At 57.1% G+C, this 26101-nt stretch carries 25 protein-coding genes and 1 tRNA gene; 9 read left to right on the top strand and 17 right to left on the bottom strand.

The window, feature by feature from the left end; all coding sequences use genetic code 11:
• Positions 1 to 69: 69 nt before the first annotated feature.
• Positions 70 to 615 (bottom strand): TetR/AcrR family transcriptional regulator, encoded by a 546-nt coding sequence (locus tag CHB87_RS11030; RefSeq protein WP_089408659.1) that lies wholly within the window; start codon positions 613 to 615, stop codon positions 70 to 72.
• A gap of 138 nt (positions 616 to 753) precedes the next feature.
• Here CHB87_RS11030 and CHB87_RS11025 point away from each other — a divergent pair, with 138 nt between their 5' ends.
• The gene (locus CHB87_RS11025; RefSeq protein WP_089408476.1) at positions 754 to 1506 is read left to right on the top strand and encodes an SDR family NAD(P)-dependent oxidoreductase; all 753 of its coding nucleotides are present in this window, start codon (positions 754 to 756) and stop codon (positions 1504 to 1506) included.
• 87 nt (positions 1507 to 1593) lie between these two features.
• On the opposite strand, the gene CHB87_RS11020 is transcribed toward CHB87_RS11025, so the two are convergent.
• Positions 1594 to 2565 carry an AraC family transcriptional regulator gene (locus CHB87_RS11020; RefSeq protein WP_245817955.1) on the bottom strand — a complete coding sequence of 324 codons (972 nt, stop codon included), beginning with the start codon at positions 2563 to 2565 and terminating at the stop codon, positions 1594 to 1596.
• A 150-nt stretch (positions 2566 to 2715) separates the two neighbouring features.
• Here CHB87_RS11020 and CHB87_RS11015 point away from each other — a divergent pair, with 150 nt between their 5' ends.
• From CHB87_RS11015 to CHB87_RS11000, 4 genes are all read left to right on the top strand, one after another.
• Positions 2716 to 3450, top strand: coding sequence for an SDR family NAD(P)-dependent oxidoreductase (locus CHB87_RS11015; RefSeq protein ID WP_089408474.1), 735 nt, complete (start codon positions 2716 to 2718; stop codon positions 3448 to 3450).
• 121 nt (positions 3451 to 3571) lie between these two features.
• On the top strand, positions 3572 to 4174 hold the full coding sequence (locus CHB87_RS11010; protein ID WP_089408473.1) for an NADPH-dependent F420 reductase: 603 nt from the start codon (positions 3572 to 3574) through the stop codon (positions 4172 to 4174).
• A gap of 96 nt (positions 4175 to 4270) precedes the next feature.
• The gene (locus CHB87_RS11005) at positions 4271 to 4687 is read left to right on the top strand and encodes a nuclear transport factor 2 family protein (protein ID WP_089408472.1); all 417 of its coding nucleotides are present in this window, start codon (positions 4271 to 4273) and stop codon (positions 4685 to 4687) included.
• A gap of 138 nt (positions 4688 to 4825) precedes the next feature.
• Positions 4826 to 5599, top strand: a complete 774-nt coding sequence (locus CHB87_RS11000; protein WP_089408471.1) for a hypothetical protein — start codon at positions 4826 to 4828, stop codon at positions 5597 to 5599.
• A 297-nt stretch (positions 5600 to 5896) separates the two neighbouring features.
• Here the strand turns inward: CHB87_RS11000 and CHB87_RS10995 are convergent, their stop codons facing one another.
• The 4 genes from CHB87_RS10995 to CHB87_RS10980 form a co-directional block, all read right to left on the bottom strand.
• Positions 5897 to 6172 (bottom strand): Arm DNA-binding domain-containing protein, encoded by a 276-nt coding sequence (locus CHB87_RS10995; RefSeq protein WP_089408470.1) that lies wholly within the window; start codon positions 6170 to 6172, stop codon positions 5897 to 5899.
• 515 nt (positions 6173 to 6687) lie between these two features.
• Complete coding sequence (locus CHB87_RS10990; RefSeq protein ID WP_217897032.1) at positions 6688 to 7080, bottom strand: hypothetical protein; 393 nt, start codon at positions 7078 to 7080, stop codon at positions 6688 to 6690.
• 53 nt (positions 7081 to 7133) lie between these two features.
• On the bottom strand, positions 7134 to 8045 hold the full coding sequence (locus CHB87_RS10985) for a hypothetical protein (RefSeq protein ID WP_089408468.1): 912 nt from the start codon (positions 8043 to 8045) through the stop codon (positions 7134 to 7136).
• A 79-nt stretch (positions 8046 to 8124) separates the two neighbouring features.
• The gene (locus CHB87_RS10980) at positions 8125 to 9672 is read right to left on the bottom strand and encodes a Fic family protein (RefSeq protein WP_217897031.1); all 1548 of its coding nucleotides are present in this window, start codon (positions 9670 to 9672) and stop codon (positions 8125 to 8127) included.
• Between the two features lie 212 nt (positions 9673 to 9884).
• Between CHB87_RS10980 and CHB87_RS10975 the strand changes: the two genes are divergently transcribed.
• Positions 9885 to 10445 (top strand): metallophosphoesterase, encoded by a 561-nt coding sequence (locus CHB87_RS10975; protein WP_089408467.1) that lies wholly within the window; start codon positions 9885 to 9887, stop codon positions 10443 to 10445.
• A gap of 317 nt (positions 10446 to 10762) precedes the next feature.
• Positions 10763 to 11770 (top strand): hypothetical protein, encoded by a 1008-nt coding sequence (locus tag CHB87_RS10970; protein WP_089408466.1) that lies wholly within the window; start codon positions 10763 to 10765, stop codon positions 11768 to 11770.
• 54 nt (positions 11771 to 11824) lie between these two features.
• Here CHB87_RS10970 and CHB87_RS10965 read toward each other — a convergent pair whose 3' ends face one another.
• From CHB87_RS10965 to CHB87_RS10940, 6 genes are all read right to left on the bottom strand, one after another.
• The gene (locus tag CHB87_RS10965) at positions 11825 to 12148 is read right to left on the bottom strand and encodes a single-stranded DNA-binding protein (RefSeq protein WP_089408465.1); all 324 of its coding nucleotides are present in this window, start codon (positions 12146 to 12148) and stop codon (positions 11825 to 11827) included.
• Between the two features lie 357 nt (positions 12149 to 12505).
• Positions 12506 to 13591 (bottom strand): SIR2 family protein, encoded by a 1086-nt coding sequence (locus CHB87_RS10960; RefSeq protein ID WP_089408464.1) that lies wholly within the window; start codon positions 13589 to 13591, stop codon positions 12506 to 12508.
• 8 nt (positions 13592 to 13599) lie between these two features.
• On the bottom strand, positions 13600 to 15564 hold the full coding sequence (locus tag CHB87_RS10955; protein WP_089408463.1) for a Piwi domain-containing protein: 1965 nt from the start codon (positions 15562 to 15564) through the stop codon (positions 13600 to 13602).
• Between the two features lie 418 nt (positions 15565 to 15982).
• Positions 15983 to 17578, bottom strand: a complete 1596-nt coding sequence (locus CHB87_RS10950; protein ID WP_089408462.1) for a ParB/RepB/Spo0J family partition protein — start codon at positions 17576 to 17578, stop codon at positions 15983 to 15985.
• Positions 17575 to 17874: a hypothetical protein gene (locus tag CHB87_RS10945; RefSeq protein WP_089408461.1), complete on the bottom strand. Its 300-nt coding sequence runs from the start codon at positions 17872 to 17874 to the stop codon at positions 17575 to 17577. The genes CHB87_RS10950 and CHB87_RS10945 overlap by 4 nt, the downstream gene beginning before the upstream one ends.
• Before the next feature lie 134 nt (positions 17875 to 18008).
• Complete coding sequence (locus CHB87_RS10940; RefSeq protein ID WP_089408460.1) at positions 18009 to 18977, bottom strand: LysR family transcriptional regulator; 969 nt, start codon at positions 18975 to 18977, stop codon at positions 18009 to 18011.
• Positions 18978 to 19275: 298 nt separating this feature from the next.
• Between CHB87_RS10940 and CHB87_RS10935 the strand changes: the two genes are divergently transcribed.
• Positions 19276 to 19713 (top strand): helix-turn-helix transcriptional regulator, encoded by a 438-nt coding sequence (locus CHB87_RS10935; RefSeq protein ID WP_342743556.1) that lies wholly within the window; start codon positions 19276 to 19278, stop codon positions 19711 to 19713.
• Here CHB87_RS10935 and CHB87_RS10930 read toward each other — a convergent pair.
• Both CHB87_RS10930 and CHB87_RS10925 read right to left on the bottom strand, forming a co-directional pair.
• Positions 19710 to 20936 (bottom strand): tyrosine-type recombinase/integrase, encoded by a 1227-nt coding sequence (locus CHB87_RS10930; RefSeq protein ID WP_089408459.1) that lies wholly within the window; start codon positions 20934 to 20936, stop codon positions 19710 to 19712. The two genes, CHB87_RS10935 and CHB87_RS10930, sit on opposite strands and share 4 nt — an antisense overlap.
• A gap of 254 nt (positions 20937 to 21190) precedes the next feature.
• A tRNA-Gln gene (locus CHB87_RS10925) sits at positions 21191 to 21264 on the bottom strand.
• Positions 21265 to 21417: 153 nt separating this feature from the next.
• On the opposite strand from CHB87_RS10925, the gene CHB87_RS10920 reads away from it, so the two are divergent.
• Positions 21418 to 22518, top strand: coding sequence for an acyltransferase family protein (locus CHB87_RS10920; RefSeq protein WP_089408458.1), 1101 nt, complete (start codon positions 21418 to 21420; stop codon positions 22516 to 22518).
• Positions 22519 to 22586: 68 nt separating this feature from the next.
• On the opposite strand, the gene CHB87_RS10915 is transcribed toward CHB87_RS10920, so the two are convergent.
• The 3 genes from CHB87_RS10915 to CHB87_RS10905 form a co-directional block, all read right to left on the bottom strand.
• Entirely contained in the window at positions 22587 to 23105 is a 519-nt protein-coding gene (locus CHB87_RS10915; RefSeq protein WP_089408457.1) for a Uma2 family endonuclease, read from the bottom strand.
• Between the two features lie 50 nt (positions 23106 to 23155).
• Positions 23156 to 24448: a UDP-N-acetylglucosamine 1-carboxyvinyltransferase gene (gene murA, locus CHB87_RS10910; RefSeq protein ID WP_089408456.1), complete on the bottom strand. Its 1293-nt coding sequence runs from the start codon at positions 24446 to 24448 to the stop codon at positions 23156 to 23158.
• Positions 24449 to 24526: 78 nt separating this feature from the next.
• Positions 24527 to 25951, bottom strand: coding sequence for an oligogalacturonate lyase family protein (locus CHB87_RS10905; RefSeq protein ID WP_089408455.1), 1425 nt, complete (start codon positions 25949 to 25951; stop codon positions 24527 to 24529).
• Positions 25952 to 26101 lie beyond the last annotated feature (150 nt).

The raw sequence follows: 26101 nt of genomic DNA, 5'->3' as shown, positions 1-26101 counted from the left end.
TCTTGCCGGACGAAGCTACAGGCATGGCGCCGACGAAGATGCGTCTCATGAGGACTGATGAACGCTCGATCAATTGTTCAGAATGGCGCTGGCGATGAGTTGAAAGAGATGATCGGCCCGCGGCGCAAAGGAGGGCTGGTCGACTGCCCAGCCGAGAGCCGTCATCAGCGCAAAGAGATCGTCTCCACTCATGTCCGCACGGGCCGACCCTGTGGCCTGCGCACGAGCCAGCAGCCGCGCACTCGCAGAGTGGATCGCCGCACAGGAAGCATACAGAGCGGAGTCCGGGTTCGAGTGCGCGGAAGCCATGAGGGTGACCACGCCCTTATAGCTTTGAGCGAACTCTAACCACTCGCGAAGCCAGGACACGAGCGCCTCGCCTGGTGAACCGGCCGTTTCAAGCTCGCTTGCCTTCTGCGTCAGCGCGTCCAGATTCGTACAAAGCAAAGCCTCGTACAGGGCTTCTCGCGTCGGAAAATGACGAAGCAACGTCGCCAACCCCACGCCGGAACGACGGGCAATATCGCGCATGGAGGCATTGACACCGTGCTCGGAAACGACCTCGCGAGCCACGGAAAGTACGTGGCTGTAATTCTTTTTGGCGTCGGCTCGCATGGACTCCTTGACAAATGGATCAGTGATCCACATACTTGGATTGTGCAAGTGGATCACCGCTCCAGATGCTTTCTGAATGATACAGCTCACTGCACTATTCAGGAAACACAAGAAGAACGGCGATCAAAGGAAGTCATCATGGGAAAGCTTGAAGGCAAGGTTGCGGTCATCACCGGCGGAAGCAGCGGGATTGGCTTAGCTACAGCCAAGCGCTTCGTGGAAGAAGGCGCCCACGTAGTGATCACGGGGCGGCGTGAGAAAGAGCTGAAGGAAGCAGTGACCATCATCGGGAAGAACGTTACAACGGTCATAGGGGATGTTTCGCGCCTGGAAGATCTGGACCGCCTCTATGCGGTTGTGAAAGAGAAGCACGGTCACATCGACATACTCTTCGCGAACGCGGGCGCGGGTACGATTGCACCACTCGCGATGGCTACGGAGCAGCACTTCGACCAGACCTTCGACGTCAACGTCAAGGGAATGTTCTTCACCGTGCAGAAGGCCCTTCCCCTCTTCAACGACGGCGGCTCGATCATCCTCAACTCCTCTGTCTCGAACGTGAAGGGTCTCGCGGGCTTCACCGCCTACGCCGCAAGCAAGGCGGCTGTACGCAACTTCGCGCGCGGCTGGACGATGGAGTTGGTAGGCCGCAAGATCCGGGTGAATTGCCTGAGCCCCGGAGCCATCGAAACCCCGGCGCTGGAGACGACGACGGGCCTCACCCCGGAACAGGCCAGGCAGGCCGCCGAACAATTCACCACGATGATTCCGATGGGTCGCAGGGGCAAACCAGAAGAGATCGCAGCGGCCGTCACGTTCTTGGCGTCCGATGAAAGCTCCTACATCACCGGCATCGATCTCGCCGTCGACGGCGGCATGGCGCAAGTCTAAATTCGGCGCGGTCCTGTGGCTAGCCCTTGCAAGTCACGGGACCGCGTTACTGAAAGCCTGCCAACGCTGAAGGCACGTGGCCCGCTCTCACAGGCTTGGCGATTCGGCCCTATCGGGGTCCCTCTGCCCTGCCAAGCCACGTTTGATGTACTCCCCAGTATTGGCCCCGACCACTCGCTTGAACGCCTTACTGAACGCCGCATCGGACTCGTAACCGACCAGCCGAGCAACATCAATGAGCTTTTTGTCGCGCTGTTCGAGCAACTGAATTGCTTTCTGCATCCGCCAACCGGTCACATACTCGAGCGGTGTCTGTCCAAGGAGTTCCTTGAAACGCGCCGCGAACGCGGAGCGAGACATGCCTGCCGCTTCGGCAAGAGACTCGACCGTCCACGGTGCATGGACTCTCTCGTGAATCGCACTCAGGGCAGCGCCCAGTTGAGGATCGAACACGGAACGGAGCCAACCTTTGTTACGTTCCGGCTCCGAAGCGATATGCGCGCGCAGAATCTGGATGAACAGAACCTCCGCAAGCCGAGTCGCGACGACTCCCGATCCCGGCGCCTGCTCTGCCATCTCGGACGCCAACGCCTGTACCGTGCTGTGAAGAGCAAGCGTGCGTGCCTGATCGGACTTGATGAGAATGAAGTTGGGTAAGAGCTGAGTGATGGGTCTCAAGCTGGCGCGATCGAAGCTGAAGGATCCACAGACGATGGTCGTTGGTGTACCACCGCCTCCGTAATGAGCGACATGGCCGTTCGCCCTGGCCGCGACCTCTTCGAAGGTCGACCTTGGGCGTGTGCGTGGGCTGTCGCGCATGACGATCGAAGTGTCGCGATCCAACAGGAAGCAGTCGCCGCCGGTGAGGGGAATCGGGTCTGAAATGCCTTCGACGCTGAGCCAACAATTACCCCGCGACAACATCGCGAAGTGAGCTACGTCTGATGGCGAAATCCTCTTGCCGGAAGGTGGGAGCCGCTCGTTTGCCTGTTTCGCCTGGATCAAGCCCCACGGAGCTGTAGCCTCCAGCCTGTGCTGACCGAAAGCTGTGATGTGCATCGTTCTGAAGATGTCGCTGATGGGATCCAAGCAGTATTCCTTTTCTGGACGAATAGACAAAATCCTTGGACGCGCGAGCAGTTCCCGTCCACACATAAAGAACTCTATTCCTCAGGAGTGGATGCTGGACATCCACCAAAGGGAGCAATCATGGGAAAGCTTGAAGGAAAAGTCGCAGTCATCACGGGTGGAACCGACGGCATGGCGTTAGCAAGCGCCAGACTGTTCGTCGAAGAGGGCGCCTACGTCTTTATCACGGGACGGAAGCAGGAGACGCTCGATAAGGCCGTCAAGTTGATCGGCCGGAACGTGACCGGAGTACAAGGGGATGCAGCCAACCTTGACGATCTCGACCGTCTTTTCAAAACGGTCAAGCGAGAGAAAGGCAAGATCGACGTTCTGTTCGCAAGCGCCGGCATCGGTGAACCTGTCCCGCTGGGACAGATCACCGAGGAGCACTTCGACAGGACCTTCGACCTGAACGTGCGCGGGACCCTCTTTACGGTGCAGAAGGCATTGCCTCTGTTCAACGACGGCGGATCGATCTTCATGACCGGGTCCAACGCCGCGGCGAAGGGTTTCCCCGGCTTCGGCGTCTATGCAGCGAGCAAGCTGGCGCTGCGCTCTTTCGCGCGCACCTGGCTCAACGAACTGAAAGAAAGAAAGATTCGTGTGAACCTGTTGGTCCCCGGCGCCATCGCCACAACGATGCAGGAGTCGGTTCTGACCCCGGAGGCGAAGCAGTACTTCGAATCCCTGATCCCGCGCGGCACGATGGGCCAGCCCGAGGAAGTTGCAACGGTTGCGCTGTTTCTTGCTTCGAATGATTCCAGCTTCGTGAACGGGCAGGAGTTGTTCGTCGACGGCGGCATGACGGCGATCTAAACGTCTGCCGACCTGTCTGTGGCTGACACCTTCCGGCTACCGGGGAGGCCGTCACAGCACAGAACTTGATAGAGCAGCCAACGAAGGTTGGAAGTCATAGCAACACTGATGGGAGAAACAGATGAGCTACGCAATCGTAGGATTCGGAAAGATCGGCCAGGCGCTTGCCCAAGCCTTCGCCCGCAAGAACATCAACGTGACCGTCGCAAGCCGCCGGCCGCCCGAGGAACTGGCGCCGCAAGCTCAAGCAATCGGGCCAACCGTGACTCCGAAGTCGCTCCAGGATGCGCTCCGGGCCGACATCATCTTCCTGGCGATTCTGTTCGAACAACATCCCGAAGTTGCAAAAGCCATGCGGAATTGGCAGGGTAAGACGATCATCGACACGACGAATGCCTTTGGCGTGCCTCCCGAAGATCTCGATGGCCTCCCGTCCTCTGCCTTCGTCGCGAAGGCGTTCGACGGCGCCAAGCTCGTCAAAGGCTTCAATCATTTGGGTGCGGGCACGCTCGCAACAGATCCAGCCGTAGAAGGCGGCCACCGCGTCGTGTTTTTGTCGAGCGACGAGGAGGACGCCATTGTTCCCGTGGCGAATCTGGCCAAACAACTTGGCTTCGCGCCTGTCAATCTGGGCAAACTCAACGAGGGTGGCGCACTGGTGCAAGCGCGCGGTCGTACCTGGGGTCCACTCATCTTCCAGGATCTGTTCAAGAAACAACAGTGATCGATCTACGACCGCGTGTTTCCACCGAGAACTGCGATTTCGAAGATGTCCCCTTGGATCGAACACGTTCCGATCCAAGGGGACGGAGGTAATTCGATGAGCACAGAAGAGAATATCGAAAGTGTGAAGAGCTTTTTCGCAGCAATGGGCAGCGGCGACAAGCAAGGTCTGCTGGCGTTGTCAGCCGAAGATATCGAATGGATCATTCCAGGCGAGGACTGGCCGCTTGCTGGCACGCACCGTGGGCATACTGGACTAGAAGCCGTGTTCCAGAAGGCATCCAAAGAGATCGAAATGACCTACCCAAAGCCTCCTGAATTTGTGGCGCAGGGAGATCGCGTTCTTGTCATCGGCGTTGCGATAGGAAAGATCAAAGCCACGAACAAGCCGTTCAAGGACGACTGGGTTTTTGACATCATCGTTCGAAGTGGCAAGGTGACGAAGATCCGCGAGTATATCGACACCCAAGCCCTGGCGCGGGCCTCGGAGATGGACGCGATTCCCAGGCTTTAACCATCTCAATCGCTGCATGGGTGAGTGCATTTTCGTCGATGCACTCACTGAGGGTATGACTATCGAGAGGCTCATCGTCATTCATTAGCTAAACTGGCCACAACGGCGTTTATCGGGAGTAATGAAGTACTATGCGTCATGCGGCCTTTCTGCTCATCATTCGTGCTTAGCCTTTGCGCCGTGTCTTGCCACGCGCAGGCAGCGGTCAGTGTTCCCGATCTAAACCAGATCCGGGCGAAATACGACACTCCGTTTGAAAGGAACCTCCAGGCCTTCACCTGCACTGTAGAGTTCAACTGGAAACAGCACTTTACTGAAGTGATACGCCTCGGAGACGAAGGGACTGACGAGGAGATCGCCCAATCCATTCAGCCCATCAGGACTCGCGTCACGGTTACTCGACAGAACACTGTAGTGTCATCGGGGATGACGGAAGATGAAGAACACAAGCTCCCTCATGGAGGCATGGCAGAGGGCCTTCTCAAACATGCAGTGCAGTACAGCTTGAACAACTGGTTGGCTGCAAGCGGCACTGCACTGCTTCCACCGGCAGGCGCCTCCGCGCATATCGAACCGTCGGCTTCAGGCTACAAGCTCGGCCTCAGAATTCAGACCTTCGATGTCGAGATGCTGTTCACACCCGATTTAGGTCTTCAGAGTGAAGGAGTGAAGGGATCGCCCTCGGATACGCGTGAGACAGACTTCCGCCCGGGACCACAGGGTTTTCTCCTGAGTTCATTCAGACAAGGCGAAGATGGAGATTTCAGGCTAGGCAATAGAGTCGTCCTCACCTACACATATCAAAACGTGGGCGGGTTTCAGCTACCAGAACAAGTGGCTATAAACCGAGAAAGCCATCACGAAAATTGGCACTACAAACTGACTAACTGTAGTATTCAGGCGGCAAAGTAATTCAGCTAGCAAAACCCATCTCCGTCACGCGGCAGCCCAGTTAGTCCTCATAAGTCGGCTTGTCGGAAGCTATTTATCCGGCGCTCTCAATCGACAAAACCCGGAATAGGCTCATGGACCTCCGGCATGATCGCCTGCAGAACTAGGAAAATGTACTGCGCCGCGAATCTTGAACTATTCCAACGTGGAATAGCCATCGGCCAGATTTTCATTGGAAAGTTTTGCGTGTCGGGAAGAAGTTGGAGGGTACGAGAACGGATTCTGACCCTAGAGGTTTCTCAATGACCGGCGCGCCCCTTAACTCAAGAACGCATTCGGGAGCTCCGCCATCGGATCAATGCCACTATCCAAAGTCTTTCGAGCGGCGAAGTGCAGCTCACGAGCTTCCTTGAGCGTGACCAGCAGGTACTCCCCAAATGCCATGTTCTTTTCCGCGCCGCCGATTCGGTAGCGCCAGACCCAGAGCTTCGCACCGGACGGTGAGATAAGCAGACACACCCCTCCACCATCGGCCATCTTGTATCTCTTGTCCCTTGGCTTTGCGTTTTCGATTTCCTTGATGGTTAGTTCCATGACGAGCGCTCCAGAGTGGGGGAATTCTCAGCCCCCACACTTTGGCTGGTCGTACCCCACAATAGCCCCCACAGAAAACCCCGGGTATCGTCGCACAGTCTCGCACTTCTTCAGACACTATTTTCGCGTGAGTCATTGAAACGAAAGAACCTCCCCATGTTCGGGGAGGTTCAGGGAAGTGCGAGGAAGTGTCACCTGCGCGAGTTGTGGTTGCCCCCCAGGGATTCAGAAGCATTGCAAGTAAGGGACTTAGCCGTATTTTCCACAGCGATACCCGCATAAATACCCTACGCTGAAAAGGGGATTCACACGCCGATTACTTCTGCACCTTCACGCACTTCTCGAAGCCGCTTTGGACCATTGGGATCTGACTTAAAAATGGTGTTGCGATCAGCACCCGTTGGCCCACCCTTCAATCGAAACCTCAGTCCCAAGAGCTGGGTGCTCGCAGCCGGTTTCTTTCGACACCTAAGCAGAAGCTGATCGTTCCGAACGTTGTTGAATGAATCGCTCGCCTAGAGCAGCGCGAACACTGCGTGAAGATCGCTTAGGGTTGTGCCGTTAGAGAAGGAATGGAGGATGGCCCCCCTTGTTGTCCCCTCGCGCATTTCGATCGCCTTGGCCGCGTGATTATAGGAAAAGGCGTAGCGACTTCCATGGATATAAACCCAGAGAACGTTCTTCGTCTCTCCCTGTTGTTGCATGACCTCAATATCTCGATCCGCGTCTTTTTTCCAGATGATGGCACCAGTAAGCGCCAACGCTATCATTTCGACCTCGTTCGCATGGTGGTCGGCACGCTGCATCACTCCTGCCAAGTAAGCTTTCAATAGCGTCACATCTGTCACTGGAAGCGGCATCTGGGCTACTCCTTTCAGTATCTGGACTTGATTAGTGAAAACGCTCACGCACCCCCTCCCAAATCAGCACCAAGGAGATGCAGCTTTGCTGTCCCACAAGCCTACCTTAGCTGAGGTTGGAGCAACATTTTCCCTTCGCGCCAAGAAGAACCCAACTCAATGAGCAGACCGTCTCTTCCGAGATAGGTTGTATCGTCAAGCATTCTGCCTCGATCAAGCATTTGGTCTTCAGGAATGCTTAGAAATAGGTCTGCTTCGGGGTATTCAGCTCCGAGGTATTGATGCCCAGCTATTCGGCGGCTGGCATTCGGTGTTCGGGTTTGGATGAGTCGGCGGAGAGCGCTGTCGTACCTCATCGCGAATTTGTCTTGAGTGATGTCAACTTTCCGGCTCCCGCCTCCAACAGGATCCTCGACTGAAAACCTCAGCCCGCTGGGAGCAAAATACGCGGCCATTCCAACTCTGCAAACTGGAGGCAGGCCGTCGATTGTAAGAATCTGTAGCGACTGCAGCTTTGCGGTTGCAACCACCCCGGCTTCGAGTGCATTTGATCTTCCCTTGGCTTCAAGCACGACCCAATCGCCGGTGGATGTTAGCCCGATCAGGTCGGGGCGCGATCCTCCCGCTCCAGTCGTGATCGCATACCCCCCTGCATAGGTTGCGTAGTGAAGGAGGCGTGGCGTTGATAGTAGGAGCTCGCTGTATAGCTTCGCGACGGTCATGCCAAGCGAATAAGAGATGTTTCCCTTCTCGCTGGGATCGGCTCCTAAGTAGGTATCAGCTTTCATAATCGCACCTGAAGGTGCCTCTACCAGGTAGGCGTACAACAGAGAGCTGCGATGTATGCGCTCGAAAGTTGAAAACACGCCGAATGCTGCCTCATCGCCAAATGCCTTCCCGACCGTAACCGCAGCCCAAACTAACTGAGGCCAAGTGCATGTGAGAACGCCACCGCCGTTGAGTCCCGCTAAAGCTGGTTGAAAGCCAGCGCTTTCATATCCGATGTTGGGCATCTGACTATTCCACCACGAATGTCAACCGCAGTGGTGGACATTTGGTATTCCTGAAAAGAGGCACTTGTTTTCATTAGGCCTAGAATCCCTCGAAAGCTTCTCGCACAATGACCTCAATGGAGACGACTTCATCATCGGTCAACTTCTCAAACTCGCCTTCACGCCGTTTGCGGCCTAGCTTGCCTTCGTTTACGCGAATCAACCTGACTAGGTTTTCCGTCATGCGATCCGGCATCTCAACCAGATTCATGATGCGACGCTTAGCTTCGTCATTGCGGCGCAGGAAGTCGATCTCGTGAGGCAGGTCCTCGTCGATGGCGTGTGCAACACAGCCGTAAAGAAACTCTGCCGCCCCTGTGCAATCGAAGTACCGATAGAGGTCGGCAGTGTCGTTCAGGACCTCGACGTTTCTTTCGGGCGTCGGCCTCCATTCGATGAAGTTCATCAGGGGGCCCGAGTGAGCTCGCAGGGTGTCGCGGTAGGTTTCTATTCGATCAAGCATGACCGGCGAAACCGGGAACACCATGCCCGGTGGCGTGAACTTTCTTTCGGCCAAAACGTGATGAATGAGGCAGCGGTGGAGACGACCGTTGCCGTCCTGTAGCGGATGGATATAGACGAAACCGAAGGCGGTCGCCGCTGCCTGGAGAACTGAGTCAAGTGTTCCTTCTCGCATCCTCTCGTTTGCGTCAATCATGCCCTGCACCAAGGATTCCAGATCTTGAGGGCGAGCGCCGATGAACTCGGGAAGTGGGTCGCCTTCATGGTCTCGCTCGCCCAGGAATACGCCGTCTTGTCGCAAACCCGGTTGCGTGAAGCGCGTGTCCTCAATCAAGACTGTATGCAAGCGAACGATTTCATCAAGCGTCAACGGATTCTTGCCGGCCTGTAGAACCGCCCTCCCCCACCGCTCCAATCGGTTGCGGGGAGGCTTCTCGCCCTCAATCTCAAAACTAGCGCGGCTGTCTGCCAGCAAGAGGAAGCTCGCAGCGCGAGAAACGATACTGGCTCCGGTCTGTCCGATCACTTCATTCGCTTTACTTCCGAGAGAACGCGCGCTGAACTCTTCGAGCGTCTTCGTTCTACGAATGATCGGACAAAACGCCGGGGTGCCGAGCAGGTTGTCCCGGACTTTGTGGCGGCGGGAAGGTCGCGGCGTGGAAGTGAAATAGCGACTGGCGTCGAGCAGATCGGTGAAACTCGGCCCCACTGCATCGGGAAGATCGAGTGCGTTGCCGGTGAGAAATTCGTACAAAAACCATGCGCGGCGATTGGAGGTGCCGTTCGGTGCGCTAGTCACGAACGCAGTGATTGTCTCCTGTGGAATTGCCTCGAAGAGACGCTTGAGAGCGAGCAAGTCGAGGTCTTCGTTGCGAAGCGCGAAGTCGAGCTGTTCGGCTACGGAATCGCCCGGCCAGTACCGCTTGTCGAGGACAGTCCACTCCCCCTCGGTGCGGCGGCTTCCCTTAATGTGCTGCTCCGATACTGCGGTCGGATGCCGAACTGGAACCTGGAGGTGAAAGGTTTCGACAAGGGCAGCCCAGCCAGCAAGTCGGGTCTCACGCGGCACAGTCCTTTCCTGAAAGATTGCAGCCCGAACTTGGTCGGAATGATTTTTGGTCGCCACGGTCGAAAAGCTCCTTGTCTGGTCGAAAAACAATGCAAATAGCATTGCGAGGTCGAAAATCAATATACACCCGCAGCGGTCGAAAATCAGCGTTAACTGGTCGAAGACCTTTCTTCTTGGGGATACTGGGTCGAAACTCGCTCTGGCTAAAAATGATGGAGTCTTGAAAAGCGGCTCGTCACCCTGCTATCCGAACCCTGCTAGATAATTTGATGATGGCCGATGTTTGGTTCACCTCCGACTTTCACCTTGGGCACTTCAACATCATTCGCTACTGCAATCGTCCGTTCGCGGACACGCAGGAGATGAACGCGGCCATCTTGGAGCGCCTGAATGCTTCGGTGAAACCGAATGATGTGCTCTATTTCCTCGGCGACTTTTGCATGGGTGGACCGAAGGCCGTAGCCTCCTTTCGCGAGCAGATTGCCTGTAAGGCGGTTCACTTCATCGACGGAAATCACGACAAAACTGCGCGGAAAGCGCAGCATCTCTTCACGTCCTGGAGTTCTCTCTCTGAGATCAAAGTGGGCACACAAGGGATCGTCCTTTGCCACTATGCGATGAAGGTCTGGCCGCATCACTCGGGCGGAGCCTGGCAACTCTACGGTCATTCACACGGCAACCTGCCGGACGATCCGCTAACGCTTTCAATGGACGTTGGAGTGGACAGCCACGACTTCCGACCTTGGCATTTCGATGAAATCCAAGCCATTATGCGGGTAAAGGCGGGAGCGCAAGCACTGCACCGGCAGCAACCCGAAGCAACAAGATAAAACTCGTACAGCAGAAAAAGATAATTTACGTGCAGCAGGAAAAGATAACGAAGCAACTTGGCCAAACCGTCCGAGAAACTGGGGCATTCAATGGATGCCCACTTGCCAAGCTCCAGAAGCCTTCTCCGTAAGGGCTCGCGGGAGTGCCGTTGCCGGCTGTGCCGAAGTCTTCCTGATGCTGGATGCAGGCAACCTGACGCCACTCCGTCAATATCGTTCAATTGTTGAACGATATTGACATACTCAGATGAATCAGCGGGGAACTCGGCAATTTAGTACCCGGCGGGGGGACGCGTTACCATCAGAGCGGAGGATTCATGAGCGCTTTGCGATGGTTGCCCGGCGCGGCACGTACGAAATGGAAGTTAGAGGAGCGCCGTGCCGAGGCGCTATCCAGCATCACCGGCGACCGGGTGCATGTCCAACTGATGGCCCAGCGTCCGAGGAAGCCTGACGATCCTCAAAACGATGCGTTGTTAGCAAGGGTGTTGGCGCAAATCGACGATATTGAGCAGAAGGCCAGAAATGCAGCTCATGCTGATGAGCTGGATGACCTCAAGGCTGATGGGGTGTTGCAGGGATTGTTTGCGGCTTATTTCTGCCCGGTGGACGATATCCAAGACGAAGGCACCCTAGTCATCGACAATCTAGAGGGTTGGGGAATCCCGAAATCTGCGGTCAGGAAACTGCGCGAGCTGTTCACCGACCGCTTGAAAAATGCGAGCAAGAACCCCGAAAATGCGCGCTCCGCCTTGCACGCCATTTTCTCTGAACAGGACTCATGGAGTGATTACGTTGACGGGTATGCCGACAGTTCGAAGTCATATCACTGGCAACTCGGCGGCATTGCGATCATTCTGGTACTGCTGTCAATGACGGCTCTTTACTGCGCGCGGTATTTTTCTCCTTTGCTTTGGCTAGGCCTCTTCTTTGCGGGTGGTGCGGGCAGCTCTATTGGCACCGTAGCGAAGCTTCCAGCACTGGACGAGAGCCTCTCAGGAGAACTCGATACCTTCGAACGGCGGATATTCAGTGGCACTGTTGCGGGTGCTATCGCCAGCCTCATCGGCTGTGCGTTCCTCGGGTGGGGGGTCTTCCCGGTTGCGATACAGAATCAAACCTTTACAGACGCTCTGAATGCGTGCGCTGCGCCTTCGACCTTGCCCGGATCGGCGGTCAAAATTTTGATCGCTTTAGGCGTGGCCATGATCTTAGGTTTCAGCGAACGGACGTTGCATTCTTTGGAACGACGGCTGTTGGGCGTTCACAAGCCTGAAGAAGAGAGACGCTTCCCCGAACCCCGTAAATCGTCCCGTAAAAGCTAAGGATTTCGAGGTCTCCGAGAACTGCAGTCTCTCGGGCATGTGAACCTCCGAAATCTAAATAGAGAACCAGGGAGAGGGTGGAGTTGCAACCGGACGAACCGGTCGCACGAAGGCTGCGGTGAGAAGTGGGAGAGTGGCGATGTTGTCTGGCTGAGATTGCGCTTGGACTACCAGCTTGATACGAGTGCCAGTCTGGAAAGGCTTGGCGAAGTGGCCCTGCTTGCCGAAGGCAACGACGTTGTAGTGAAAGGCTTCGTGGTTGCGGTCTGAGATGATGGCGACTCCGAAGGCGGTGTACTTGCGGCCGTTCTTGGAGATGCGGCTGGTGGCTGAGTTGCTGACGGTGCCGAAGAGGGTGATGGTCTGTTGAGTCTGCATGGTGTTTCTCCTTTTTGCCCGGTCAATCGGGACACATCCCAAAGGGCGCGAAGGTGCGCTGCTCCCAAGTCGCGGCATGCCCGCGTTGCCAAGAGAAGAAGTTTTTGGAAAGGGACCCGGAGCTTGCGAGGGGGGAGGAGTCCGAAACCCGGAGGGCGCGGCACGCGAGTTCTGAACGCAGAGCCGCAGGGCGCAGCTCCTGCACCGAAGCGGTGGCCGAATGAACGTGCAAACAGGAGATCGTGCAAAACTACCTCTCTCGTTCTGGGGCGACAGAACGAGAGAGTGATTCTGAGCATCAATGCGGACAGGAGGAGATCGACCTGAAACGGGCAAGCGACCGCATCAAGGATTGGATCAGAACGGAACGTCTTCACTCCGTGGGATGTATGAGACGAGCAATTCTGCAAAATTTGCCGACTCCAAGAAATCCTTTGCGGAGCCCGCGCGCACGACAACCTGCTCTGTCTGGTTAGGATCGAGTTCTAAGAAGCTGACAACCTCACCTACTTTTGCCGCGCAATCGTTCTCCGTGCAGCGCTGTATGACGAGCAGCCGACGCTCCGGGTCGTTTCGTAGGCTCTGTGTCAGCATTTTATTGATGTGCCCGTCTCCAAAGCCATAGCCAAGCGTCACAATCAACTTGCTCTCCAGGGAGAGATCACGAAACTTGTATGCAAAAAACAGGTAAGGATCGGCGGCTTCCAGCTTGAACTCACGACCGAAGATCAATTCCATCTTGTCCGCATCAACGGTTTGTATTTGCTCGACGGAAAACAGCTCCTTGGTCGCCGGATTCCGCTTCCAGTTAATTGAGCCGTGCAGTTTGTAGAGAACAAGCTGTGGGGCAAGATTGTTGCTGCTTTCCAAATCAACAAACCGCTCCCAGTCCCATGAGTAATCAGGTCCATAGTCCTCAAAGCCCGTCTCGACTCTAAACTCTGATTGATTCAGGCGTTCAACGCATAGATCGTAATTGAGCGAGAAGACATGCAGAGGATAGTTCAGTTCCTTCTGAAGGGTGACAAGACCGCGATAGTAGTTGCCTTTGTTCGCATCTTCGGGGCACATCCATTTCTTCAGAGCATCCAAAATACGCTGCCGAAACCGACGCACTTCGCTGAAGTCCGAGCCTGCCAGCGCAACGAATCGTGAATTCCACGAGGCGATGAAGGGATAAAGGGGATGCTCTTCGTTTCGCTCCAACTCGTATAACGTGTTGACAAGAATCTCGATGTTGAACGGCACAGCATCGCCGAAGCGGCCCTTGAGTCCAGCCGAAAAGTGAATTGCGCTCTTGACGTGGTTGTAAAGCTCGCGCTCTGCCTTCCCGTTCAGCATCTGTTCTACATGGCTAATCATCTGCGCCGAGACAGGGATACCCGCCTCAGCGCTCGCGCCTGCCCCGAGCAGGAAAATGATGTCTTTAGAGCGGCTCATCATAAGATGACTCACAAGAACCAAGGTTGAATGTCCTGCACCGCAGGCATCGGAAGTCCGCGTTCATGGAAATTATGAACAAGGTCGGCGACTAAATGACAATAGAAAACAGATACGGGTGAACTCTTTGCATTGAATCCCCGCCAGTTTGCGCCAGAGAGATTCACAAGATCCTGTAACAGCTCCCGCTCCTCCGCTGGCTCAGTTGCTTCGTCATTCACGCGAAGAAACTGAAGGTGTGTCGGTCCGGGAAAAGCTTTTGTGACTGTGGGCTTGTCTGGATAGATGCCTTCAAACCAGACAAGATACTCGTGAGGTCCCAGTCGGACCTTGGTGGCTTCGTAGGGAACAAGACTGTTGACGGAGCGGTTGATCCCGAAGAATCGGCTCTTGTGATTAACCTTGATGACGGAAAACCTGCACTTGGATTTATCCGTCGCAGCAGCGACCTCACGGGTGGTCTGTTCGATCGCTCTGATTTCCTCATGTTTCAGCTTGAACGACGTGTGGATGACCACTCGATTGAATGCACCTGCGTTCGCCTCTAAGACCTGTTTGAGGTTGGCACGTAAGGCCGAAACGTAGGAGTTGTGGTCGGGCGAATCCCCCAACACCTGTATCTGCTGGAATAGGCCGCTGCTATCAGTCAAGACCGAGAAGGCAAAATACTTATCGACATGCGCTTGGTCATCCGTAAATCGGATTTTGTGGGATTGGCTTATGCCGATGATGAGCGACCGTTCGGCAGTAGGGCGTACCTTCCAAGGCCTGCCTCCCGCCTTGCAGAATATCTGGAGCGCCAGATTGGCTACGGCCCATTTCAGGGACTCTTCATCCTCAAGGATTCTGAGGGTACAGACCTGAGTGGGCATCCCTGCATGTGAGAAATGCGCCTTCTGGGCGAGGTATCCGTTGTCGTCGCCGTTAGGCAGAACGATAACGGGCAGGATGTTCGGTGAAGCCTTCGCTGCCTCTGTGGCCTGCTGGAGTGCAGCTTCCATAGAGGCAGAACTAAGGTCGGGTAATACTATCGGGTTGGCATCGATCTCTAGTGTTGTCTTGAATAGCTCATTGAAACCAGGGAAATTGTATTGCCCGCGTTGCTTGAGGCCCTTTAGAGCGAGCGCAAGGCGGCGAGCTGGGAGGCGATCTTGCTCACGGAAAACAAAGAGCAGTCGGGGCGGTCGTTCGAGCGCCTGAAGCGGACCAAAATCACGTAGCCCCGTGAACTGACTTCGAGATTCTTTGCCGCCTGCGAAGACGTAACTCTTGGGACGGAGACGTTCAGCCGTAAGCGATACGAAATCTTTTGATATTGCCAAGGGGCCTGCCGCGCCGGGAAGTGACATGTTCTGTAGAACGGACCATCTGGATTCAAGAAACTTGCGCACCCTTGAAGAACGGTCAACATAATAGTCTACGTTCCGTCGAAAATTCCTATCGAGGCTGAGACTGAGTTGCTGAATTCTGCGGCTAAAGGGAACATCCTGGCCCAGATCAAAATGAAAATCAACGAGAAGTCCAATCTGACGCGATGCCTTCAAGAAGTATGGCTGGATCACCAGCGCTTCATTGCCTTCAGGATAGTTCGCCATAATCAGCGAAACCTCCTGAATGAAATTGTTCTGCGGGAAGCGATATTGCTGAGGCGAGAGCGATGCCATCACCGAACGGCGCAGACACTCAAAGAGGATGCGTCGTGACACATCTGTGCTCCAGCTTGCCTGATAATCAAACGGAGCAAACCCTTCTGCCGGTTCATGAAGTACCCAGTAAGACTGCCACTCTACCTCGGTAGGGGACAATACCGGCAAGCGATGAGCGGTTGCCAGAGCACTCGGACGTTCCTCTTGGGCGGATGAACAGAGCCGTCGATAAATTGTGCATGGACTTGCGCTCATCTCAACCGGCAGGAAATTGAGGTGAATCAGGTAATCGTCTTTGGCTGGGCTCGGCGGTTTGTCAGTGCTCGTCATGGGCAACTCGTTCTCATCGCTACTTTGGCACAAAGCAACTGCACGGGCGGTCTTGCGACTTTCTCTTTGCCATTGTGGAGAACAATAAATGTTCCGGTTCAGCGGCAAACAATGCTAAACCGCGCGACGCCAATTCTGAAATCATGTGACTCGCGAATGTTCGCCTATTCTACGCTATTTAGTTGTGGGCGCGGGAATTCATTCGAGTAGACAGTGTCGCTAACGCTTACCAAAATGATTATCTGCCGGGGCAGATGTCCCGAGCATTCCTCCAGAGTTTGCGTTGATTGGCTACTGCCCGTCGGGTGGGCAGAACATGACGCTCTCGCACTTCGGAGAGCGACCTTCAGGGTGGGAAAGACGGGCCGACAAAAGAGATGCGCCTGTCCGAAGACAGGCGCATTCGAGAGTATGTCGCTCAAGCAGTTTTCTTCAATGCTTTTGCTGCTGGCTTCGGCTCTATCTTTGCAGCGGACCTCGCTTTCTCCTTGGCCGCGACCTCATGCCTTACCTTGAGGGCAATCGCATCGGTGTCCACCTTGTACGCCTGGGCTGCGGCACGGATAACCTTACCTCCATCCGCTTGCTTGCTGGCTGAAAGCAGGATGACGGCTTCGACGATCAACTTGCCGATAACGCCTTCCTCGGCCTTACGGAGAAACGCGGATAGCAGCTTGGCTGCGGATTCGCCTTCCTTCGCTTTGATGCCTTGGTTCCGGGCTACCATCTCCCGCCGCTTGTCGTCAAGCAACGGGAGCATCTGTTCTGCGATGAAGAGAAAATCCCGCTTCATCAACCGGACTGGAACGGCGGCGACGATGGTTTGCAGGACACGCATTCCGGTGGCGTTCGCCAGTGCTTCTTCTCTGCGGCGTTTGTCCTGCTCCGCCTTGAAGCTGGAATCGGCCTTGGTGGATTGCTTCTTGGGGTGATGAATCGGGCAATCCGCTTCGGCACAAACCTTCCGCAATTCGCCTTTGTCGATGCCCTCGGAGACGATGGCCTCAGTGGTGTACCTGCACGTCTTGAACTCCGGCCACTTCGCCTTCTCCGGCGTATCGGGCTTCTCCGACTTGATCTCGACGTACTTGCTGCGGGTAATGATCTTGCTGCCTTCCTGCTGCTGGCCGTAGGCTGTGCTGATCTGCACAAGCTCCGGCTTCGTTGCGATCTGCTTTTGCAGGAATGCTTCGACCTTCACGGCATAGCAGGTTGGATCGGTGCATTGCGATTCATTGTCGGACGCCCACTCTGCGAAGAGCAGCTTATTGTTTCCGGTGCGTTTGGGGCAATCGACACAGCTTCCGGCTGCGGGAACGAGTTGGGCATCGCGCTTGTTGAACGGTGCCTGTTTCAAGAGCAAGAGGACGTTATGCTCTATCCAGAGTTGGAGATGCCGCACGGGAAGCAGGATGCGCTTGGCTTTGCCGCTGCTCCCACCCCAATCCTCACGGAAGCAGTTGGGCAGAGCTTGCTCCTGCTGGGCTGGTTGCAACTTCGCCAGTAGCAGCGCGTGTCCAACGCCGATCTCCTCGCGGTAGAAGGCTTCGACGATCAAAGGTGTAAGCTCGGTAAGTCTTAAACGAGCGGCGATGAACGTAGCACTTTTGCCGGTGCGGGAAGCAATTTGTTCAATGGAGTATTTCGGCTCCTCCAAGGCGAGAAGCGCAAAGAAGCCGTTGGCCTCTTCCATCGGATGCACATCAGACCTAATGAGATTTTCCACCAAGGCCGCTTCTAAGGCTTCGGCATCGGTGAGGTTGACGATACGAACCGGAACGGTAGCGGTCTCGGCGATCTGCGCTGCGCGGTAGCGTCTGGCTCCGGCGACGATCTCGAAGTTCTGCCCGGTGAGAGGCCGAACAAGCAAGGGCGAGAGAACGCCCTGGACTTTGATACTGGCTGCCAATTCCTTGAGAGCGGCATCCTCGAATATCCGGCGCGGGTTGGTGGTGGACTCGGTGAGGACATTAAGGGGAAGGTTGCGGTACTCGGTTGCGGTGTTGGGGTTCATGGTGACTCCTTGTGCGGGTAGGCGTTCGGTTGCGTTTGAGCGAACGGCGTGAGGCCGTCCGCCCGTAGAGAAATTAGCGTTGGGTATCCGCCGATCACGATGGCGATGAGGCTGGCGGCCTTCGCAATCGTTCCGGTAAACAGTGTTTGGATTGAACTGATGCCGCTATCGAACGGCGACGCGTGAGCGGCGAGTGGGAAGATCAATACGCATAGGAGCAGGACTGCTCCGCGTACAAGATAGAGCTTGGTGCGCTCAATCGTGGCTGCTGGGATGATGATTCGGATACGTGTCATTGGCACCTCCAACGACCGGGATGGTCGTGATAGCCATGACACTAGGCCGCGATTCCTCTCGCGTCCAATACATATATCCGATACCGATTTAGGCCAAAAGCGACTTTGCTATCGGGAATCCCGATAGCAAATGTTTAGGCGAAAAGTGGAAGGATTCTGTCGCGCAATGATGGTCGAACGGAGCGAACCGGTTTAGCTGGTGGCAGCTTGATTTGCAACCGGAACCTCCTTCGCAGTTCCTTTATCAACTGCGGCAACGTCTTCTGCGATGTTGACCGACCCAGGATGAGCGCACTATCGACTGTCCAGGTCACACCAGCGATGGGCCGCGTCACGAGGCCCTTCTGCAAAGCCGAACCTTCCGGTATGAGCGCATAGCTGTAGCTCGATTCGACCATCCATTGGAGTTCGTGAGGGGTCTTGTTGGTGCTGGCAACGTCGCCTGTAATCCCGACTTCGTTCAGCATCTCAATCAACCGGTCGTGCGCTTCGGGATGCTGTTTCGGTTCACGGAAGATCGTCAACTTCGAGCCAAGATCAGCCGGTGTAATCTCCTTCAACTTCGCCAAGGGATCGTCGGCTCTCATGCACACAACGAGACGGCTATGGGTAAATGGATATGTCTTCAAACCCGCACCTGATACGGGAAGCGTCAGCAACGCGGCGTCGATTTCGCCTCTGTCGAGCAAGGACAAAAGTTCTACGTTGTCGCCGCCTTGCGACTTGATCTCGCACGTCGGGTAGAGAGCGGTGTGAACGGAGCAGACCATCTCGTACAGGTCATGGTCCACGAACGAAGAGAAGCCGAGGCGCATGGGGAGAACTGCTACGGTATCGGCGGAGCGCGTAGCGATCAGCAGGTCGTCACGCAGCTTGAGAATATGCTTGCTGCCGGCAATCAATATCTGTGCGGCTGGTGTCGCCTGGACTCCGCCACTGTGCCGCACCAATAGGCAGACCTGAGCAGCCTCTTCAAGCTGCTTCATCTGTCCGCTGAGGCAAGATTGCGATATGAAGAGGTTTTCCGCTGCGCGGCTGATGTTGCCCGCTTCGGCAACTGCGATGAAGTTCTTGAGGTGCCGGAGTTCGATGAGGTCTGACATAGTGGGAGTACCTCTCTGATAGCGCCGTGCGCGATTCGGAGAGCGGCTCAATCCACAATGCAAGTCAGGTCCGAAGTCAATCTAATTGTGGGCGCATGTACCAATGAAGTCAATGCAGTGCATTGCCGCGAGGGGCAAATCTGAGTCGAAACGCCGCTATCGGAAAAGCCGATACCAACCCGGAATTTGCCATCGGATATATGTATTGGACAGCGGCGTTCCGCGGCCCCATCCTTGAAACATCCTTCCCTGGGTATCGCAGCACTCGATACCGCAGGAAACCCCTGGAGTCCCGCCAATGGCAGAGAGAAACGCAACCGAGCGAAAGAGACCTGGTCGTGCCAGCGTACCTGCCGATGAAAAGCTGCTGGTTGAAGGGGATGAGGCCGCTGAAATGCTTTCCACCAGCCGAGAGACCGTCGATTACCCTGCGGCGAATAAGCAGCTAATCACGCCACCGAACCTTCAAGATGAAGTTAGTTTCCTGCGTCTACCAGAATTGAAGTCAGTGACCGGACTATCGAAATCCAGCCTCTACGCATTGATCCGGGCGCACAGTTTTCCTGCGTCGGTTCAACTAGGACCGCGAACGGTCGCTTGGGTAAGGTCTGAAGTCAGACAATGGGCCGCAGAGCGCATATCCAAGTCACGATCCGAGTCCCCAGGCACCGGGGACAGACGGGCACCGCAACGCGCGCATGGGGAATCTTGGGCAATATCAAAGAAGTATGCTTAGGCCGCTAGTTTCTTCCTGCCCTTAGCGAGCTGTGCGTCCAGATAGTCCGCCCACCATTGCATCATCTCTGTGCGCTGCTTCAGGTACTTCGCATGGTTGTAGGCGGCAGCGACCTTGTTGCGTTTCGTGTGGGCGAGCTGCAACTCGATGTGCGCCTCATCGAACTCATGCTCATTGAGAATGGTTGATGCCAGTCCACGGAATCCGTGCCCAGTCATCCGGTCGCGATAGCCGAGCCGGTAGAGAGCATAGAGAATGGTGTTGTTGCTGATGGGCTTTTTCTTGTCGCGAGAGCCGGCAAATACAAACTTGCCGTTGCCTGTGATCTGCTTGAGCGCCCGCAAGACTTCCACGGCTTGACGGGACAGCGGAACGATATGCGGGGTCTTCATCTTCATGCGCTCCGCCGGGATAGTCCAGCGAGCCTCGTCCAAATCGAACTCCGGCCAAGGGGCCTCGATCTCTTCGCTGGTACGGACGAATGTGTACGCCATTAACTTGATCGCTAAGCGCGTTATTACGTCGCCGTTGTAGTCGTCGATCTTCACCAGCAGTTCGGGCAGGTCCTTGGCATCCACACGAGCACGGTTTTCTGTCTGGGCTTCGGCCAGGATGTCTCTCGGCTTGAAATCCGCCGCCGGATTCCGACTTGCAATCTCGCGAGCAATCGCAAATCGAAAGATCTGCGATGTCGTCTCGTGGATACGTTTGGCAACGTCGCGGGCATCCCGTTTCTCGACGGCGATCATGAGTTGGCGCACGTCAGATGCCGTCACAGCATTAATGGACTTGTGTCCATACGCGGGGAACACGTCAGCTTCCATGCGCCGCATCGTGGTGTCAGCGTGTCGAGGCGACTTGCCGATCAACCACCACTTCCACCAATCGCGGGCGACATTCTCGAAGCTGTTTTCCTCTTCACGCTGCTTAGCTTCGGATTCCTTCTGCTTGGCCTCGCCTTCAGACTTGCGTTCGGCCATTGGATCGGTCCCGTTCGCCAGCGCCTTACGCGCATCTGAGTGACGCTCGCGGGCGTCCTTGAGGGTGACGACGGGGTACTCTCCCAACGCCATCATCTTCTCCTTGCCATCGAAGCGATAGCGCCAGCGCCAGAGTTTGGCACCGGAAGGTGCGATAAGGAGACAGAGGCCGCCACCATCTGACAGCTTGTAAGGTTTGCCGGTCGGCTTTGCGCCGTCGATTTCTTTGATGGTGAGTGCCATGGGCGCTGCTCCAGGAGGGGGTACGGTTTCCGTACCCACAAATTCTCCTAATGATACCCGCAACGGTACCCACAAAAAGTCTTGGCTGTCCTCGCACCGGCTCGCACCTCCTCGGACGAGAAATCTCGACGGCGGCTAGGCAACGACAGGCCTAAACTATTCATTTACATTGTCTTATATGCGTTCTGCGAGGTGCTAGGAGGTGCCAGAAGGGGCAAAGAAAAACGCGCCTCGTGGGCGCGTTTACATGCTTTTGGTTGCCCCCCAGGGATTCGAACCCCGATCGAGCGAGTCAGAGTCGCTAGTCCTACCATTGAACGAGGGGGCAACAAACTTCAGGTGTCGCGACTGGTAGCGCGCTGACAACCTGTACTGACTATACGGTTTAGCGGCCTTCCGGTCAACCCCGGCGGACGTGGCGGCGAAGTTGTATCGCCCCGCAGTGCGACTTGAAACTACACTCGTTGCAAGGGAGATCGGAATGGCCTCGCGGGCCGTCGTACTCGAACAGACAGGTCAGCATGCGGTCGCAGCCAGCCGGCGCAATATCGGGCTGGACGTGCTGCGTGCGACGGCGATCTCGATGGTCTTCCTGGCGCATGGCGTCGGACTCGAAGGCAAGCCGTTCGTTGGCGAGTTCGGCACGGGCGTCGACCTCTTCTTCGTCCTCTCGGGATTTTTGATCGGTCGCATTTACTTTCGCTCTTCGCGTAAGGATGCGGCGACGCACTTCAGCCTGCTCGGCTTCTGGCGAGCGCGCTGGTGGCGGACTCTGCCGCCGTATCTGGTTGCGCTGGCGGTGTACGCCGCCGTCCGGGCGACGGTTGCGCCGCAGCAGGCGCCGCTCGACTGGCACTACCTCTTCTTCCTCCAGAACTACTTCGGGGTGCCCGCCTTCGGACCAAGCTGGAGCCTATGCGTCGAGGAGCACTTCTACCTGCTCCTACCGCTGCTGGCCTACGCCGTCGAACGCACGCTGGGGCGCGAGGCCTTTCGCTGGACGCTTCCCGTAGCCTTTTTCGTCCCGTTGGCGCTGCGGATCCTCACGCTGAGCGCCACGGGCGCGCTCCCGCCATTCTGGTTCTGGATGAGCCACCTGCACTGCGAGGGCATGGTCGAGGGACTTTGGCTGGCCTATCTCTTCGTCGAGCGCCGCCAGCAGTTCGACCGGCTGAAGCCCGTGGCGCTGGCGCTGCTGCCGCTCATTCCCCTGCTGCTGATCGTTCTGCCGGTGTGGAAACGCAGTCCGCAGGTGAACGTCTTCGTCTTCACGCTGCTGGCTGTGGGCTATGCGGCGTGGCTGCGCGTACTTTACGACCTGCGCTGGACTCCTGCCGGAGCCCTTGGCCGCTTTGCATACAAGGCCATTCAGGGCCTCGCGCTCTGCGCCTACAGCATCTACCTGACGCACACGACCTTCGACCAGCCCATCCGCATGGCTCTGGGCGAGCATATGGCGCGTGGCGCGGCGAGGACCGGGTTGATCCTCGCTGCGACGCTGGGGATCGGCGTCGTCTTCTACTTCCTGGTCGAGCGGACCAGCATCCAGACGCGCGACCGGATGCTGGGGCACGGGCGCTGATCCCCTTCACTGCGCTCCGGTCGAGATGACGAGCCTTTGTGGCTCGGCATAGCCATCAGGAATCTGCGTTAGTCGAGATTGGCGAAGAGCGCCGGCAGGTCGACGTAGATAGGAGTTCCAGGAATGCTAAGGCGGTCGCTGGTCAGTCGCAGCTCCCCATCGCTCTTATAGACATAGGCCACCCGTTCGATAGGATCGAGAATCCAGAGATTCTCGACTCCCATGCGGGCATAGTCTTCCATCACTTTAGCCGCGCGAGGCAGACGGTCTTCAGGAGATAAGATTTCTACGCAGAGCAAGGGTGGTGTGAGCGTGACTCGCTCACGCGGAGCACTTGCTCGGATAAGGCATACGTCTGGTACTCGTACTCGCATGTCGGAGACGCGCGTCCGAAGTTCTGTCACAACCCGAACGTGCCACTCGGACTCTCGGTTCCCAAACCAGATCGTCAGAAGAGACTGTAGACGGCTGTGTTCGTACTCGCCCACGTTACGCTCCTCAAGCTGTCCGTCAACAAATTCACAGTCGGGATGATAGGGCGTCTTGAGGTACTCGTCGATGGAGATGAGCGTGACTGCAGCCGCCATGATCGATACACCTCTGAACTCAGTATGCTCCCGCCTGCAGCGCAAGTCAGCTATTTTTTGCCGAAGACGTCGCCCATGCGGCGAATCTGCGCGCCCACTCCGCGCAGCTTCTCTTCGATGCGCTCGTAGCCGCGGTCCATGTGGTAGACGCGGTCGAGGATGCTCTCGCCATCGGCGACGAGCGCGGCCAGCACCAGCGAGGCGCTGGCGCGCAGGTCCGAGCACATCACAGCGGCGGACTCGAGCGGCGTGCGCCCGCGCACAGTTGCGGTGCGGCCCTGCACGGTGATGTTCGCGCCCATGCGGTTCAGCTCCTGCACGTGCATGAACCGGTTTTCGAAGATGTTTTCGGTGATGGTGCTGGCTCCGTCGGCCTGCGTGGCCAGCGCCATGAACTGCGCCTGCATATCGGTTGGAAAGCCGGGGTACTCCTCGGTGGAGATGTTGACGGCCTTCAACTGGCCGCTCGCGGCGCCTTCGGAGCGCACGCGAATTGCATCCTTGCCGACGTCCAGCCGCACGCCGCACTGCTCCAGCTTCGAGAGCAGCGAGCCGAGATGGCTCGGGTCGCAGCAGTCCACGTTCAGGTCGCCGCCCGTGATGGCGCCCGCGATCAGAAAGGTTCCGGCCTCGATGCGGTCGGGGTTGATGCGGTGGCGCGCGCCGTGCAGCTTCGCGACGCCCTGCACCCGGATGGTCGAGGTGCCGGCGCCTTCGATCTTCGCGCCCATGGCGGTCAGCAGAGCGGCGAGGTCGGTAACCTCGGGCTCGCGTGCGCAATTCTCGAAGAGCGTCTCGCCGTCGGCAAGCACGGCCGCCATCAGCAGGTCTTCGGTGCCGGTGACGGTGATCTTGTCGAAGACGATGTGCGCGCCCTTCAGGCGGTCGGTGCGGGCCTCGAGGTAGCCGTGGTCCTGGGTGATCTTCGCGCCCATGGCTTCGAGGCCTTTGATGTGCAGATCGATCGGACGACCGCCGATGGCGCATCCGCCAGGCATGGCGACGCGGGCGATGCCAGTGCGTGCGATCAGCGGCCCCAGGACGAGCGAGCTGGCGCGCATCGTCTTTACAATCTCGTACTTGGCGACCGGATCGGACAGAATGGCGCACTGAATGTGCGTGCGGTGCTGCGCGCGACCGTAGCCCAGTTCCACCTCGGCGCCCATGGACTCGAGCAGCTTGCGCTCAGTCTCGATGTCGCGCACCTGGGGGATGTTTTCGAGGATGACCTCGTCCTCGGTCAGAATCGCCGCCGCCATGCAAGGGAGCGCTGAGTTCTTCGCTCCGGAGACCTTGATCGTGCCGAGAAGGGGGTTGCCGCCGCGTACTACAAACTTGTCCATCCTACGATTTTACGGAGCTTTGCGGTGGATAGGGGTGGCGAGGTAGATACTATGCACGTATCCCCCCTCGCCACCACCTTACTTGTCGTTCGGCGTGGGCGTCGGCTTCGACGGATTGAACCGCGACGCCAGCTCGGGCGTCGATACGACTTCGTCCGGCTTCGCATCCATCGCCTTCGCCACATCGACGCCGATCACGTAGCTCGCGCCGAACATATTGCTGGTGAAGATCACCATGCTCTTGTCCGGGGTGAAGCGGACGTTGGGCTCCAGCTTGTAGTTGTGGTGCGCCATGTTGACCAGATGCTCGGACTCGAAGACGCCGGGCTGCCAGAAGTTCGGATCGTCGAGCGCGCCTTCGCCCCGGATCTCGCGCGGGCGGAAGAGCTCGATCCACTCGCCGTCGGGCGCCTTGGCTACCTGGCCGGGATCCCCGCCGTCGCCGGTGAAGAGGCTGAGGTCGTGCGTCAGGTTGAAGTGGATGGACCACTCGTTGCGCTGCATGTGGTACGCCGTGCGACGGTGCGTCTCCAGGTTGTAGCCGGCGAGGAAGAAGTCTTCGCCTTTGGGGTACTGCCAGTCGTACCAGATAGTCCGTCCGTCGAGCCCCCAGAACTCATGCCCGGCGATCTCCATCAGCATCGTCCGCTTGTGGATGAGCGTATTGTGCGTGCCGTCGGTGTGGATCATCCAGATGCGGTCGACCTTCTGCCACGGGCCTTCGTGGCAGTACATCAGCAGTTGCGGGTCGGTGGGAGAGAAGAGCAGGTGGCCGATCCAGTCGGTCGAGTGCAGCAGTTCCTTCACGGAGCCGGTCTTCAGGTTGATGGTGTACAGCACGACCGGAATACGCGAGGCCAGGCGGCGCTCCATCATCGCGCCCTTCCCCTCCGGCTGGACGAGGTTGCCGGCCTGCGGCGGCGCGTTGTTCGGCGCCCCGGGGGTGGTCAGCGGGCGATTGCCGCCGTACTCCTTCGCCACGTCCTCTTCGTTCTCGTCGTAGGTGCCGGCGGCGAGCGTCTCGTCGGCATTCACGCTGGTGATGCTGGCGCGCGGCGGCAACGCCACAAGCCTCGTCACCGCACCCGTGATCAGATCCGCCTTGTAGGCCGTATTGGCCTCGGTCTCCGGGTCGAACTTCGTAAAGAAGACGCTGTTCGTCTTGCTGCCAACGACGATGGTGCGGACGCCTCCGCGAAAGCCGGGCCGGTCGCCGGTCGCGGGACGTGGAGCGTTTGCGACCAGCAACCGCGTCTTCTTCGTCGCCAGTTCCAGCGTGTGAATGCCGTCGGGCGCGGTATAGACCATCAGCTTCTTGTCGGGCGAGTAGGCGTTCACGTTGAAATAGAAGCCCGAGGAACCGGGCTCGTCCGACAGGCGATAGACGCGGTGACCGGTGTCCTTATCCACCCATGTCCGGGGCGGCGTGGCCTGGGCGACCGCGAGCGACGAACCCAGCGAGAACACGCCGAGCAGTGAGACGATGCGAAGAGCAGACAGCACGTTGAATCTCCTGGCTCCGAGTGGAGCGGCATCCGATCCGGCGCCTCGGCTGACTTGACTGTTCGCCGCCGGCCACAAGGATACGCCGGGAGAGTTATACACCCAGCGATATACAAATTGGAAATAGTTCCCAGACAGAAACTACAAGTG

The organism is Granulicella rosea (genome assembly GCF_900188085.1).
GTDB lineage: Bacteria > Acidobacteriota > Terriglobia > Terriglobales > Acidobacteriaceae > Edaphobacter > Edaphobacter rosea.
This window is presented reverse-complemented; position numbering and strand designations above follow the sequence as displayed.

Bases quoted from the DNA above. Each gene is read 5' to 3' on its own strand.
- murA (WP_089408456.1), bottom strand. From the start codon at position 24,448: ATGGACAAGTTTGTAGTACGCGGCGGCAACCCCCTTCTCGGCACGATC.
- CHB87_RS10945 (WP_089408461.1), bottom strand. From the start codon at position 17,874: ATGACACGTATCCGAATCATCATCCCAGCAGCCACGATTGAGCGCACC.
- CHB87_RS10995 (WP_089408470.1), bottom strand. From the start codon at position 6,172: ATGGAACTAACCATCAAGGAAATCGAAAACGCAAAGCCAAGGGACAAG.
- CHB87_RS10935 (WP_342743556.1), top strand. From the start codon at position 19,276: ATGGCAGAGAGAAACGCAACCGAGCGAAAGAGACCTGGTCGTGCCAGC.
- CHB87_RS10985 (WP_089408468.1), bottom strand. From the start codon at position 8,045: ATGCCCAACATCGGATATGAAAGCGCTGGCTTTCAACCAGCTTTAGCG.
- CHB87_RS10940 (WP_089408460.1), bottom strand. From the start codon at position 18,977: ATGTCAGACCTCATCGAACTCCGGCACCTCAAGAACTTCATCGCAGTT.
- CHB87_RS11000 (WP_089408471.1), top strand. From the start codon at position 4,826: ATGCGGCCTTTCTGCTCATCATTCGTGCTTAGCCTTTGCGCCGTGTCT.
- CHB87_RS10975 (WP_089408467.1), top strand. From the start codon at position 9,885: ATGATGGCCGATGTTTGGTTCACCTCCGACTTTCACCTTGGGCACTTC.
- CHB87_RS11030 (WP_089408659.1), bottom strand. From the start codon at position 615: ATGCGAGCCGACGCCAAAAAGAATTACAGCCACGTACTTTCCGTGGCT.
- CHB87_RS11010 (WP_089408473.1), top strand. From the start codon at position 3,572: ATGAGCTACGCAATCGTAGGATTCGGAAAGATCGGCCAGGCGCTTGCC.
- CHB87_RS10965 (WP_089408465.1), bottom strand. From the start codon at position 12,148: ATGCAGACTCAACAGACCATCACCCTCTTCGGCACCGTCAGCAACTCA.
- CHB87_RS10930 (WP_089408459.1), bottom strand. From the start codon at position 20,936: ATGGCACTCACCATCAAAGAAATCGACGGCGCAAAGCCGACCGGCAAA.
- CHB87_RS11005 (WP_089408472.1), top strand. From the start codon at position 4,271: ATGAGCACAGAAGAGAATATCGAAAGTGTGAAGAGCTTTTTCGCAGCA.
- CHB87_RS10955 (WP_089408463.1), bottom strand. From the start codon at position 15,564: ATGACGAGCACTGACAAACCGCCGAGCCCAGCCAAAGACGATTACCTG.
- CHB87_RS11020 (WP_245817955.1), bottom strand. From the start codon at position 2,565: ATGCACATCACAGCTTTCGGTCAGCACAGGCTGGAGGCTACAGCTCCG.
- CHB87_RS10915 (WP_089408457.1), bottom strand. From the start codon at position 23,105: ATGGCGGCTGCAGTCACGCTCATCTCCATCGACGAGTACCTCAAGACG.
- CHB87_RS10950 (WP_089408462.1), bottom strand. From the start codon at position 17,578: ATGAACCCCAACACCGCAACCGAGTACCGCAACCTTCCCCTTAATGTC.
- CHB87_RS11015 (WP_089408474.1), top strand. From the start codon at position 2,716: ATGGGAAAGCTTGAAGGAAAAGTCGCAGTCATCACGGGTGGAACCGAC.
- CHB87_RS11025 (WP_089408476.1), top strand. From the start codon at position 754: ATGGGAAAGCTTGAAGGCAAGGTTGCGGTCATCACCGGCGGAAGCAGC.
- CHB87_RS10920 (WP_089408458.1), top strand. From the start codon at position 21,418: ATGGCCTCGCGGGCCGTCGTACTCGAACAGACAGGTCAGCATGCGGTC.
- CHB87_RS10970 (WP_089408466.1), top strand. From the start codon at position 10,763: ATGAGCGCTTTGCGATGGTTGCCCGGCGCGGCACGTACGAAATGGAAG.
- CHB87_RS10960 (WP_089408464.1), bottom strand. From the start codon at position 13,591: ATGATGAGCCGCTCTAAAGACATCATTTTCCTGCTCGGGGCAGGCGCG.